Origin of the sequence: Luteimonas vadosa (assembly GCF_039543545.1) — a bacterium.
GTDB lineage: Bacteria > Pseudomonadota > Gammaproteobacteria > Xanthomonadales > Xanthomonadaceae > Luteimonas > Luteimonas vadosa.
In genome coordinates this window covers 657202-669459 of the sequence record NZ_BAABJY010000001.1, presented here as the reverse complement: position 1 = coordinate 669459, position 12258 = coordinate 657202, and the positions used below count along the sequence as shown (strand labels likewise).

Below are 12258 nucleotides of genomic sequence, written 5' to 3'. Positions count from 1 at the left end.
TCGAGGTCTCCCCTGCTTCGTCGTTGGTCGCGTCGCCAGCGCATGGGAGAAGGGCCTGCGCCGGACTAGTTGCCACGTGGCACGTTGCGCCGGACAAGGGTGCATCCGACGGGAGGGACGGTCCGGGCAAACGCCGGGCCCTCACCGCAACCCCTCTCCCGCATGCGGGAGAGGGGCTATCAAGCGCGTTGCAGCAATCGCAGTCCGAACCAGTCCTTCGGGTCGTTCCAGGCCCGCACCACCTTCAGGCCGGCGTCGGCGGCGAGCGCCGCGAAACCCTGGTCGTCGTACTTGTGGCTGTACTCGACCTGCATCGCCTCGCCCTGCGCGAACTCGAACGCGTGGCCTTCGACATGCACCACCTGCGGCCGGCGGCTGACCAGGAAGGTCTCGATGCAGCCGCGCTCGATGGAGTACGTCGCGCGATGCTCGAAGCCCGCCAGGTCGAAGTCGCTGCCGATGTCGCGGTTCAGGCGCGCCAGCAGGTTGAGGGTGAAGGCGGCGGTGACGCCGGCGGCGTCGTTGTAGGCCGCTTCGAGGATCTCCGGGGACTTCTGCAGGTCGATGCCGACCAGCGCGCCGCCGCGCTCGCCCATGGTCTGGTGCATCGCGCGCAGCAACTTGCGCGCCTCGGCGTCGGTGAAGTTGCCCAGGGTGGACCCGGGGAAGAAGACCAGCGCATGGTCGGCCTCGCGCCGTGGCCGGGGCAATGGCACCGGCTCGGTGAAGTCGGCGAGCACGGGGAGCACCTCGACGTCGCCGAATTCGCGGTCGAGCCGTTCGACGCTGGCCAGCAGCGCGCTGCGCGAGATCTCGATCGGCGTGTACGCCACCGGGTCTTCCAGCGCGTCGAGCAGGATGCGCGTCTTGCGGCCGCTGCCGCTGCCGTACTCCACGACGTGCGCGCGCGGCCCGACGGCTTCGGCGATCTCGCCGCCCTTGTCCTCGAGCAGGACCAACTCGACGCGGGTCAGGTAGTACTCGGGCTGGCGGGTGATCTGCTCGAACAGCTCGGAACCGCGCTGGTCGTAGAAATACTTCGAGGGCAGGCGCTTGGGCGTGCACGACAGGCCGGCGAGCACGTCGCCGATGATGTCGTCCGGCGTGGGGTGCAGGTCGGTCAGCTGGGCCACGGCGTTCACGCGGCGTCCTTGGCCAGGCGCAGGCCGGAGAACTGCCAGCGGTCCGGGGGCGTGAAGAAATTGCGGTAGCTGGCGCGCACGTGGTCGCGCGGCGTGGCGCAGCTGCCGCCGCGCAGCACGAACTGGCCGCACATGAACTTTCCGTTGTATTCGCCCAGCGCGCCGGGCAGTTCGCGGAAGCCCGGGTACGCGGTGTACGTGCTCGACGTCCATTCCCAGACGTCGCCGTACAGCTGGTGCGGCGCGCCCTTGGCCGCGCCCTCGGCCGGCGCAACGGGATGCAGGTAATCGTCCTCGACGAAGTTCCCGCGCACGGGCTGGCCGGCCGCGGCGTGTTCCCACTCCGCCTCGGTCGGCAGGCGCGCACCGGCCCAGCGCGCGAACGCGTCGGCCTCGTAGTAACTCAGGTGCACGACCGGCGCGTGCGGATCGAGCTGGCGCATGCCGCCGAGCGTGAATTCGCGCGCACCGTCCTCGTCCCAGTACAGCGGACCGCGCCAGCCTTCGGCCTGCACCTGCGCCCAGCCGGCGCTCAGCCACAGCGTCGCCGTCCGGTAGCCGCCGTCGGCGATGAAGTCGTGGAACTCGGAGTTGCTCACCGGCCTGCTGGCCAGCGCATGCGGCGACAGCAGGGTGCGATGGCGCGGCGATTCGCTGTCGAAGGCGAACTGCCCGCTGCCGGGCCAGGGCGCGGCGCCGATCTCGACCTCGCCCTCGCTGCCTGCGATCCATTCCAGGCGCTCGGGGCTCGCCTGCCTCGGCATCGACAGGTCGTCGCGGTACGCGGGCTTCAGCGGATTGCTCCACAGCGCATGCTTGATGTCGGTCAGCAACAGCTCCTGGTGCTGTTGCTCGTGGTGCAGGCCGAGGGTGATGCGCTGGCGCATCGCGTCGTCGAAGTCGCCGCGCTCGAACGCCTCCGCCATGCGCGCGTCCACCGCGTCGCGGTAGGCCAGCACCTGCGCCAGCGCCGGTCGCGACAGCAGCCCGCGCTTCGGGCGCGCGTGCATCGGGCCGACGCTGTTGTAGTAGCTGTTGAACAGGTAGTGCCAGTCGGGGTCGAAGGGCGCGTAACCCGGGCGCGCGCCGAGCACGAACTGCTCGAAGAACCAGGTGGTGTGGGCCAGGTGCCATTTGCTCGGGCTGGCGTCGGGCATGCTCTGCACAATCGCGTCTTCCGCCGACAACGGCGCCGCCAGCGTACGGCTGCGCGCGCGCACCGAGCGGTAATGCGCGGCCAGCGCATCGGCTCCGGAGAAGGTGGCTGGCGCGGCTGCACCGGCCTGGCGGATGGTCTGCATGCGGTGGGTGGATCCAGGGCCTGCGACGTCGCGACAGGATACCCGCCCGAACCGTGACGGACATGTTGGTGGTGGCAACGCCACTGCCCTACAGTTCGGCCATGCACGCCAGTCGCGATCCAACGGAAGATCATCGCAGCCTGTTCTCGCTGCCACCGGGTGCGCTGTACCTCAACACCGCTTCCGACGGCCCGCGCCTGCATGCCGTGCTCCAGGCGGCGCGCGACGCGATCAACCATTCGACGATGCCCTGGCGGCTGGACATGGCGGGCTGGACGGCGCGGATCGAGCGCGTCCGCACGCTGGCGTCGCGATTGTTCGATGGCGATGCCGGCGGCGTCGCGCTGGTCCCGTCGGCCGGCTACGGCCTGAGCACGGCCGCGCGCAACGTGCCGCTCTGGCCCGGCCAGGCGGTGCTGGTGCTCGAAGGGCAGTTCCCCTCGAACCTGTTGCCATGGCAACGGCGTTGCCGCGAAGTGGGCGCGCAACTGGTGGCGGTCCCGCGCATCCCCGGCATCGACTGGACCGAAGCGGTGCTGGCGACCCTGCACCGGAACAAGGACATCCGCATCCTGGCCCTGCCGCATGCCTACTGGCACGACGGCGCGCTGCTCGACCTGGACCGGATCTCGGAGGCCGCGCGCGAGCGCGGCGCCTCCCTCGTGCTCGACCTCAGCCAGAGCCTCGGCGTGCTGCCGGCCGACGTGGCGCGCTGGCAGCCGGAGTTCGCGGTCGCCGTCGGGCACAAGTGGCTGCTGGGAGGCAGCGGCCTCGCGTACCTGTGGGCGGCACCGCAATGGCGCGCCGAGGGCGAACCGCTGGAACAGAACTGGATCGCGCGCACGGGCCGCGATGACTGGCGGTTCCCGCCCGATGCGCCCCCGCCCTATCTCGACGGTGCCCGCCGCTACGATGCCGGCGGCGTCGCCGATCCGCTGCGGCTGGCGATGGCCGAGGCGGCGCTCGCGCAGGTCCTGTCGTGGCAGGCGCTGCCGCTGTCGGAGGCCCTGGGCAAGCGCACCGCCGCCTTGCGCACCGCCCTCGACAATCGCGGCCTGGGCGACTGGCTGGCGGACGGACACGCCCCCCACCTGTGCGGCGTCCGTCCCCCTGGCGATCGCCTGGCTGCGGTCGCCGGCGTGCTGGAGGAAGCGGGCGTCATCGTGACGGTGCGCCATGGCCTCGTGCGGATCGCCCCGCACCTGCATGTCGAGGCCCGCGACATGGTCCGGGTCGCCGACCTGATGGCCCGGGCCGCGTAGCGTTCGATTGCTACGCGACGGGTGCCGTTGCGCGCGGCGCGAAGGCCCGCGAACGCATCAGCCGCGGTTGCCGACCTGGATGAATTCGAGGAACTCCGATCGCGTGCGCGCGTCCTCGCGGAAGGTGCCGAGCATTTTCGAGGTCACCATGCTCACGCCGCGCTTGTGGATGCCGCGGGTGGTCATGCACTCGTGCGCGGCTTCGATCACCACGCCGACGCCGCGCGGCGCCAACGCCCGTTCGATGCAGTCGGCGATCTGCGAGGTCATCTTCTCCTGCACCTGCAGCCTGCGCGCATAGGCCTCGACCACGCGCGCCAGCTTGCTGATCCCCACCACCTTGCCGTCGGGCAGGTAGCCGACGTGCGCGCGGCCGATGATCGGCGCCATGTGGTGCTCGCAGTGGCTTTCGAACTCGATGTCGCGCAGCACGATCATCTCGTCGTAGCCGCCGACCTCCTCGAAGGTCCGCTGCATGTAGTCGTCCGGATCCAGCGCATAGCCGCTGAACCAGTCGCGATAGGCCTCGGCCACGCGCCGCGGCGTGTCCAGCAGGCCTTCGCGCGCAGGGTCGTCGCCGGCCCAGCGCAGCAGGGTCCGCACGGCCGCTTCGGCCTGGTCGCGGCTGGGCATTGCGTCGTCGTCCCGGGGGCCGGTCATGGGCGTCTTCCGCTGCTTTCGAGGGCTGCCATGTTAGCGCGTCCGGCCGCCCGGCCGGACCGGCAGGCAAACGAAACGGGCCGCCCGAAGGCGGCCCGTCGACTCACTTGGATGTGACTGGTGACAGTCGCCGTGGATCAGCGGCCGTCGCCATCGGCGTCGCCCGGCATGGCGCGCTCGATGTGGTGCCAGCCGTCACGCACGGCGTCGCGTGCTTCGTTCCACGCCAGGCGCGAATCGGCCCGGGTCTCCGACCACTCGCGCTCGAGTTCGCTCTCGACGCTGTCGAAGTTCTGGCCACGGTAACGGCCATAGGTGTCGTAGCCGTACTTGTAGGCCGGCTCGTAGTCGCTCCACGCGCGGTCGTCGCGGTAGTACGGCGCCGACTGGTACTTGCTCTTGAAGTGCGTGGTGTACTCGGTCGGGTTGACGGCTTCGGCGATCGAGTCGCCGGCCTTCGCGCCCAGCACGCCACCGGCCACCGCACCGACGGCGGCACCCACCGGCCCACCGGCCGCGCCGACGGCGGCACCCGTCACTGCACCTGCAACCGCACCCGTACCTGCACCGATGTTGTGGTCTTTCTTGATGTCGCTCATGTCTTGCTCCTGTCTATGCGTGCCACGTGGCATGCCACGTTGGGGGATGTCACGCCATCGTTGGCGTGCGGGTCGACGTTAGGCGCGTCGCGATCAGCGAAACGTGAAGTCGCACACCGGCGGCTGAATCCGTTCACGCATGTCATGGCCGTGTCGCGACTACGCGGCAGGGGTGCTTTGCGAAGGCGTGAGGTACGAGCGTCGTGCAGGAAGCGGCACCCGGCTACGACCCGCTGTCACCGATGGTCCCGATCGTGCCGGCTTCCGCTCGCGTCTCGGTATGCGCACGAAAAAACGCGCGGTCCCTTGCCCGCCTCCAGGCGTCGTGGACGGCGCCCCGCGCTTCGACCCAGCTCAGGCGCGAACCCTGCCTGGCGTCGATCCAGTCTCGCGAGAGTTCGTGTTCCACCTCGTCGAAGCGCCGGCCGCGATGGCACGCGAAGGCCTGCTCGCCATAGCGGTACGCCGGCGCATAGTCGTTCCAGTTGCGCCCAGTGGAATAGTAAGACGCGTCCCGAAAGAGGGCGCGGAATGGACTGTCTGGGTCGGCATTCGCGGCGCGGTCGGTTCGGCGCCTGTTCGGTCGGGCCGGTGTCGTATCGCGATACCCACCCGATGTCTGCGTGGTGGTCTTCATGGTGCATCCTGCAGCCGCTTCCGGGGATCGAGCCCCGGGCGGCGTGCCTCTCTGGGGGGAGAAGAGGCCCCGACCCTAGACCCGCGCAAGTCGCATGCACGTGAAACGGCAGCGTCCTTTTCGCGTTGGTTCATTTCGATCGACATGAATACGCGCGCATGAGGCGCGCCGTGCGCGGTCGATCCCGCGCGCGGAGCCGAGTCGCATTCCGGCGTATTCAGCGACGGCCAGGACGCTGCACGCAGTGGTCACACGCCGAGTTGAACGTGCGTGGCGGTGCAATTGGTGCCAGGAGGGAGGAGAGAGTTTTTGCTCGAAAGGAAACAGAGTCGCTGGATTCTCTCCTGAGCCCCCTCGTGCAAGCCGCAGAAGATGCTCGACGCGTTCATCGTTCCGCACCATGCTGCCTTGCCCGCCGAAACGGAATCGTCATCCCCGGCTTCGACTCCCTTTTCGACACCGCCGTGGTTGTCCTTGGGCCGGCATGGATCCGTGCTTCCGCAACTGGAATCCTTCTGGACGCGGCCGGCGGAGGGAGGGCGTCGCCGCCGGCCTGCCGCGCAGCCGGCGCGCTACATGCCGTGCGCGCCCGTCCCCAGCAAACCGAATTCGGCCAGGCCCATCCACACCGCCATGCCGATCATCATCAGGTTCTCGGTCAGCGACACGAAGCCCAGCGGCACCTTGCTCGCGCCGCCGACGCAGGCGCACTTGAGGGTGCGCTTGTCGATGTACACGGCCTTGAACACCGACACCGCGCCCACCGTGCCGATGAACAGCGCCAGCGGCACCGATAGCCAAGTGGCGACGCCCGCGATCATCAGGATGCCCGCCAGGCCTTCGGCGAACGGATAGACGTAGGAATACGGCACCCAGCGCCGCGCCAGCAGGTCGTAATTGAGGAACATGGTCGCGAAGCGTTCGACGTTCTGCAGTTTCAGCAAGGCCAGCACCGCCATGCTGAAGGCGATGAACCATGCCAGCGCCTGCCCGGTGAACGGCGTGCCGAAGGCCGCCGTGCTCGCGGCCAGCGCCATCAGCAGGGTCATTCCGAACAGCGCGGCCACGGGCGTGTAGCTGGTGGCGTCGGGGTCCGGCACCGGCTTGCCGAAATGCGCGCGCAAGTCCTCGTATCCGCCGATCCGCTGGCCGTCGATGAAGACCTGCGGCGTGGTCTTGACCCCGTGTTCTGCCTTGAAGGCCTCGACCTGCTCGCGCGTGGTCAGCCAGCGGTCGTCGACGGCGTAGCCCTGCCGGCGCAGCAGGTCGCGGGCCTTGAGCCCGTACGGGCAGACATGCTCGTCCATGACCATGCGATGGAGGGTGGCGGTGCGGGGCTTGGAGGTGGCGTCTGTGGCCATGGCGGGGTCCTGTCCGTAGAGGCTTGCGGGAGGTAGGGGCGCAGCCTACATTCCGTACCATGGTACGGAGTCAAGCCCCCCGCCTGCCCATCGGCCGGTTCGCCCAGGCCGGCGGCGTCGGCGTGGAGACCGTGCGCTTCTACCAGCGCAAGGGCCTGCTGGGCACCCCGGACGCGGGTGACGGCATCCGCCGCTATGGCGACGACGACGTGCGCCGCCTGCGCTTCATCCGCATGGCGCAGCGCGCCGGCTTCACCCTGGACGAGATCCGTGAACTGCTGGCGCTGGACGCCGGCCACGACCGCCGCCGCGCGCGGGAACTCGCCCAGTCCCGGCTCGAAAAGCTCGACCGGCAGATCGCCGACATGCAGCAGGCCCGGGACTACCTGCGCACCCTCGCACGCGAGTGCAGTCGCGAGGCCGAGGGGCCGTGTCCGATCCTGGCGTCGTTCGATGGGTGAGGCGGGGGAGTCGTTGCGCTGGAAAGGATCCGGCTCAATTGCCTCCGTCCCCTTCCTTCTCTTTTTGCCCTTCGTTCGACCCCAGCGCAACGGTGCGCGCCGAACCCTGCAATCGGCGTAGTCCCCCGGAATCGCTCCCGATCCTGACGCCTTCATTCCCCCGAATCGCGTGTCCGTCGCAAAGCCGCGCGACGGCGTGCGCCCCGGTCGTAGAGTTCCGGCACCCCGAATCGACGTGATGCCAACCCACGACCATGACGCCCGACCCCTCACAAGCGGACGCAATGCTTTCCGCGGAACCCGGTCGGCTCCTGTCCGCGCGCCTGCGCCGCACCTTGGCGATGCTGCTTGCGCTGCTACTGGGCGGCGCGTCGATCCTGGGCATGGTGATGCTCGTCCGGCAGGGCCTCGTGCCGCTGGTCGATGCGCTGTTCCATCCCGGGCCGGCGTGGCTGAGCGCCTGCCGGCGCATCGGCATCTTCGTGGGCGCGCTGGCAGGATACTGGGCCTACGTGCGCTGGTACGAGCGGCGTCCCGCCACCGAGCTGCGGCTGCAACCTTGGCGCTTGATGCTGGGCGGCGCGGGTGGCGCACTCATGGTCGGGTTGCCGATCGCCGCGCTGTTCGCGCTGGGCGCTTACGAACTCGTGCAGTTCCGCGGCGCTGCGTCGGCGTTGTGGGGCGTGGCGGCCCTCATCGGCCTTGCGGCCATGCTGGAAGAGCTGGTCTATCGCGTGCTGCTGTTCCGGGTCCTCGAGCGCGCCTGGGGCACCGGGCCGGCACTCGCGGTCCAGGCGCTGCTATTCGCCCTGATGCACGTGGAGAACGTCACGCACGGCGGCCCAGGCGATGTCGCGACAATGCTCGTGTCGGTGACCGTGCTGGGCCTGTTCTGGACCGGGCTGTTCGTACTGACCCGCAACCTGTGGGTGGGCGTCGCCCACCACGCGGCCTGGAACTTCACCATCCTGCTCAGCGGCGTGCCGTTGTCCGGCATCGACGACTGGCGCGCGCTGGCGCCGCTGGCAAGCCGCTATGCCGGACCCGACTGGCTGACCGGCGGCCTGTTCGGCCCGGAAAGCTCGTGGCTGGTGATCGCGACGAACACGCTGGCGACGTTGCTGCTGCTCCACATGGCGCGGCGGCGCGGTGCCTTCCGCGCGCCGACTGGCGGATCGGAACGCTGACCCGGTTCCTGGCCCCGTCGTTGTTCTTCGCTAATCCGCCTCTTCCGGCGCGCCCATGCTGCCCTTGCTGTACATGCCCGAGCGATCGAAGCAGCAGGCGCGGCGGCTGCCGGAGGCGAGCTTGTCGACGGCGACCGCGATGCGCTTGACGCGCGTCTCGGCCTTCTTGCCCGAGGTGATCCAGTGGATCCAGTCGCGCCGCGCAACGGGCGTGATGTCGCCCCAGGTCGCTTTCGCGGCCGCGTTGGCCGCAAGTGCCTTGCGCAGGTCGGCGGGCACGCGGGGTTCGGGTTCCTTCGCCACGGGTGCGATGGCAAGTGCGACCGTGTCGCCCACCGCGACGTCCGCGGCCTCGCGCAAGGCCTTCGACACCTTCAGCCAGTGGCTGCCTTCGCCGTCGGGTTCGAGCGTGGCCTGGAAGGGTGCGTCGTCGAGCGTGCCCTCGACGGTCACCATGCTCCGCGTCGGCAGCTGCTTGCTCGCGCTTTTCGGCAGCACGACGAAGGACCAGGTCGCGCCCTTCGGGGTTGCCGGTCGCGAGAGCCGTGCCTTGAAGCGGATGGGATCGGCGGACTTGCCCACGGCGGAAATCTTACCTGGACCCCGCCTGCCTGGCCGACAGGGAACCGGGCCGACTCACTCGCCTGCGTCGCCCTTCTTGCGCAGCGCTCCCATCGCGCGCAGGTCGAAGCGCACCTGCAGCGGCGTTTCGCCGCGCCAGGCACCGACGTGGATGTGCGGGGCGCGGGCGAAACCGTTGTTGCCGACCACGCCCAGTGGCTGGCCCGCCTGCACCGTGTCGCCGGCCTCGACGAGGATGTCGTCGACGTGCGCCACCATCACCCGGGTTCCGTCCGCCGCGGAAAGCAGGATGAAGCTCGCCGGCGGCTTGCCCAACTGCCCGGGCACATTCACCACGGCGTTGACGTTGACGCGGTCCACGGTGCCGGCCAACGGCGACAACACCGGCGTGCGCCAGCCGTACCAGTCCTCGTTCGACTTGCCGTCGGTGCGGAACGGCCTGGTGTAGCCGCTCTCGCCGCCGCCCTCGATCCCGCCCACGACCATGCAGTCGCTGCCCAGGGCATCGCCCAGGTACGGCACCTGGCCTTGGTAGTGCTCGCTGCACATGAAATCGACGTCGAACAGCGGATGCAGTACCACCGCCTCGATCGGCGCGGCGGTGTCGGGTGGCGGTGCCGCCGGCGGCACATCGACGGCGTAGGCGGTGGTGGCGAGGACGAACAGGCTTGAGGGCAGGAGCCGGCGCAACATGGGCGCGATTCCGATAGGCGCAAGGGCGGAAATCTATGCCTGGCGACTACCCGGGGCATGGCCCGGAAGTCATGCGCCGGTACGGCGAATGCCACAGGCCAGGACACAAAGGCGAACAGAAAGTGGACGGTGGTAATTAGTTATTGCCTCCGTCCCCTGTTCTCGCCGCCAATCGGGTGCCCGGTTCGCTAAATGCCGTGCGCGGCCGTCCCCAGCGCCCCTAACTCGGCCAGCCCCATCCACACCGCCATGCCGATCATCATCAGGTTCTGGTCAGCGGCAAGGTGCTCGCGCCACCGACGCAGGCGCACTTGAGCGCCAAGTGGGGGGACCGGGGTCGTTGCCAATTGCCTTGGTCCAGCTGCACAAGTACAGCCGGAGCTCGAACTCCCTGGTGCTTATTTCGAACCGCTGGCTGCCCCGCCCACGAGGTGCTTGCGGAAAAACCGCGTCAACTCGAGCGTCGAGCGCACGCGGTTGGGCTGCTTCCTCCAGCCGTGGCCCTCGTCCGGGAACAGGATGTACTGCACCTCGACGCCGCGCTGCTTGAGGTTGTCGACCACCTGTTCGGCTTCCACCACCGGCACGTTGGTGTCGTTGGCGCCATGCATCACCAGCAGCGGCGTCACCACGCGGTCGAGCTTGTGGATCGGCGACAGGTCCTGCAGAAGTTTGAGCTGTGTCTTGGGGTCGCCGTATTCGCCGGTCGAGATCGCGCCCATCCACGGCGTGGATTGCGAGAAGAAGGTTTCGAAATTGACCATGCCGAACAGGTCCGCGCCGGCGGCGAAGGTGTCGGGGTACTCGGTCACGCCCACCAGCACCACGTAACCGCCGTAGGAACCGCCCGTGATGCCGAGCCTGTCCTTGGCGCCGATGCCGGCATCGACCAGGAAATCCGCGGTGGACTTGATGTCGCGGTTGGCGTCGAAGCGCAGGGCCTGGTTGTCCAGCGCCATGAACGCCTTGCCGAAGCCCGACGAGCCGCGGATGTTGGGCGCGAACACCGCGATGCCACTGGCCAGCAGCGCCTGGTAGTCGGCGCGGAACGCGGGCTGTTCCTGGCCTTCTGGGCCGCCGTGGAAGCTCAGGACCACCGGACCGGGCGCCTTGAAGCCGGGAGGCAGGTACAACCAGCCGGACAGCTCCAGGCCGTCATGCGCGGTGTAGGTGCGCAGCTCGGGCCGCACCAGTGCGTCCAGGTCGACGCCCGTGTGGGGGCTCCAGGTCAGGCGCGTGTACTTGCCGCTGGCAAGATCCAGTTGCCACAGGTCGGGGGGCGCCGTGGAGCCGGCCAGCGTCAGCGCGATCTTGCGGCCATCGGGCGCGAAGTCCGCGCCGTACACCAGCTCGGACGGGGCCGCAGGCAGCGCGCGGCGCTTGCCCGTCGCGATGTCGATGAGCTCGAGTTCGTTGCGGCCCGCCACGTTCCAGACCAGCAGCGCGGTGGCCTTGTCGGCGCTGAGTTCGAAGTCCTCGAGCTCCGCGTCGTCGCGTTCGGCGAGCGTGCGCGGCGCCGAGGGCGTGCCGTCGGCGCCGATGTCGATGCGGCCGAACGCCATGCGATCCCGCCCCAGGTTGTGCCCGAGCAGCACGACCGACGGATCGGCGCCGAACTTCCCGAACACTTCCGCGGCGCCCTCGTGCGGGGTCAGCAGGATCGACGTCTCGCTGTCCAGGTCGTCCAGCCAGAGGTTCGAATTGCCTCGCGTGACCAGCCGCCCGACCAGGGCCTGGTTGCCCGACAGGTCGCTGATGCCGCCGAGGCCCTCCATCTCGATGGCCAGGCTGGCCTTGCCGGTGGCGGGATCCCAGATCCAGGTGTCCATGCTGGCGCCACTGCGCGCATTGGACGAGAAGTAGTAGCGGCCGTCCTCGGCGAAATCGCCAGTGAAGGTGTTGTGCTCGCCTTCGTTCATGCGCACCACGTCCACGCCATCGGGCGTGGCGAGGAACAGTTGGGCGTTGTAGCCACCGCCCGGCGCCACCGCATACGCCACGCGCTTGCCATCGGGCGCCCAGCGCAGGCCCAGCACCGAATCCGCGTAGGCGGTGATGGGCTGCGGATAGCCACCGCCGGCCGGCATCCGCCATGCCTGCGGCGTGCCGCTGAGCGTGGTGATGAAGGCGATCTCGCTGCCGTCCGGCGAGTATTTCGGATCGCCTGCCCTGCCGATGTTCCCCATCGCGCTGATGCGGGCCTCCAGTGCGGCTTCATGTGCCGAGTCGGCCGCGATCGCACAGGTTGGCAGGGCACATGCGAGGGCCAGCAGGATGCGGATCGACACGGTCATATGCGACTCCGAAGAAAGAAGTAGTGGGTGCGCGAAAGGCGTGGAGTGTCGAGGACATCCGAAGCGCCGGGCTCTCCCC

Annotated in this window: 12 protein-coding genes; 3 read left to right on the top strand and 9 right to left on the bottom strand. The window is 69.2% G+C overall.

Features of this window, described 5'->3' with window-relative positions; genetic code table 11:
* Nucleotides 1-179: 179 nt before the first annotated feature.
* Both egtD and egtB read right to left on the bottom strand, forming a co-directional pair.
* Entirely contained in the window at nt 180-1142 is a 963-nt protein-coding gene (gene egtD / locus ABD970_RS03075; RefSeq protein WP_345294022.1) for an L-histidine N(alpha)-methyltransferase, read from the bottom strand.
* Nucleotides 1139-2443: an ergothioneine biosynthesis protein EgtB gene (egtB, locus tag ABD970_RS03070; RefSeq protein ID WP_345294021.1), complete on the bottom strand. Its 1305-nt coding sequence runs from the start codon at nt 2441-2443 to the stop codon at nt 1139-1141. Before egtB ends, egtD begins: the two co-directional genes overlap by 4 nt.
* A gap of 101 nt (nt 2444-2544) precedes the next feature.
* Here egtB and ABD970_RS03065 point away from each other — a divergent pair, with 101 nt between their 5' ends.
* A complete protein-coding gene (locus ABD970_RS03065) occupies nt 2545-3705 on the top strand; it encodes an aminotransferase class V-fold PLP-dependent enzyme (RefSeq protein WP_345294020.1) in 1161 nt (386 codons plus the stop codon).
* A 57-nt stretch (nt 3706-3762) separates the two neighbouring features.
* Here ABD970_RS03065 and folE read toward each other — a convergent pair whose 3' ends face one another.
* The 4 genes from folE to ABD970_RS03045 all read right to left on the bottom strand — a co-directional run bounded on the left by folE (nt 3763) and on the right by ABD970_RS03045 (nt 6962).
* A complete protein-coding gene (gene folE, locus ABD970_RS03060; RefSeq protein WP_345294019.1) occupies nt 3763-4365 on the bottom strand; it encodes a GTP cyclohydrolase I FolE in 603 nt (200 codons plus the stop codon).
* A 137-nt stretch (nt 4366-4502) separates the two neighbouring features.
* Nucleotides 4503-4997 carry a hypothetical protein gene (locus ABD970_RS03055; protein WP_486346769.1) on the bottom strand — a complete coding sequence of 165 codons (495 nt, stop codon included), beginning with the start codon at nt 4995-4997 and terminating at the stop codon, nt 4503-4505.
* Nucleotides 4998-5187: 190 nt separating this feature from the next.
* Nucleotides 5188-5601 carry a hypothetical protein gene (locus ABD970_RS03050; RefSeq protein ID WP_345294017.1) on the bottom strand — a complete coding sequence of 138 codons (414 nt, stop codon included), beginning with the start codon at nt 5599-5601 and terminating at the stop codon, nt 5188-5190.
* 572 nt (nt 5602-6173) lie between these two features.
* Entirely contained in the window at nt 6174-6962 is a 789-nt protein-coding gene (locus tag ABD970_RS03045) for a MauE/DoxX family redox-associated membrane protein (RefSeq protein ID WP_345294016.1), read from the bottom strand.
* Nucleotides 6963-7021: 59 nt separating this feature from the next.
* Between ABD970_RS03045 and ABD970_RS03040 the strand changes: the two genes are divergently transcribed.
* Together ABD970_RS03040 and ABD970_RS03035 are read left to right on the top strand one after the other, a co-directional pair.
* Nucleotides 7022-7423, top strand: coding sequence for a MerR family transcriptional regulator (locus ABD970_RS03040; protein WP_345294015.1), 402 nt, complete (start codon nt 7022-7024; stop codon nt 7421-7423).
* Nucleotides 7424-7707: 284 nt separating this feature from the next.
* The gene (locus ABD970_RS03035) at nt 7708-8610 is read left to right on the top strand and encodes a CPBP family intramembrane glutamic endopeptidase (protein ID WP_345294014.1); all 903 of its coding nucleotides are present in this window, start codon (nt 7708-7710) and stop codon (nt 8608-8610) included.
* A 30-nt stretch (nt 8611-8640) separates the two neighbouring features.
* Here ABD970_RS03035 and ABD970_RS03030 read toward each other — a convergent pair whose 3' ends face one another.
* The 3 genes from ABD970_RS03030 to ABD970_RS03020 form a co-directional block, all read right to left on the bottom strand.
* Nucleotides 8641-9192: a YdeI/OmpD-associated family protein gene (locus tag ABD970_RS03030; protein ID WP_345294013.1), complete on the bottom strand. Its 552-nt coding sequence runs from the start codon at nt 9190-9192 to the stop codon at nt 8641-8643.
* 54 nt (nt 9193-9246) lie between these two features.
* Complete coding sequence (locus ABD970_RS03025) at nt 9247-9885, bottom strand: M23 family metallopeptidase (RefSeq protein ID WP_345294012.1); 639 nt, start codon at nt 9883-9885, stop codon at nt 9247-9249.
* Between the two features lie 398 nt (nt 9886-10283).
* Nucleotides 10284-12179: a S9 family peptidase gene (locus tag ABD970_RS03020; RefSeq protein WP_345294011.1), complete on the bottom strand. Its 1896-nt coding sequence runs from the start codon at nt 12177-12179 to the stop codon at nt 10284-10286.
* Nucleotides 12180-12258 lie beyond the last annotated feature (79 nt).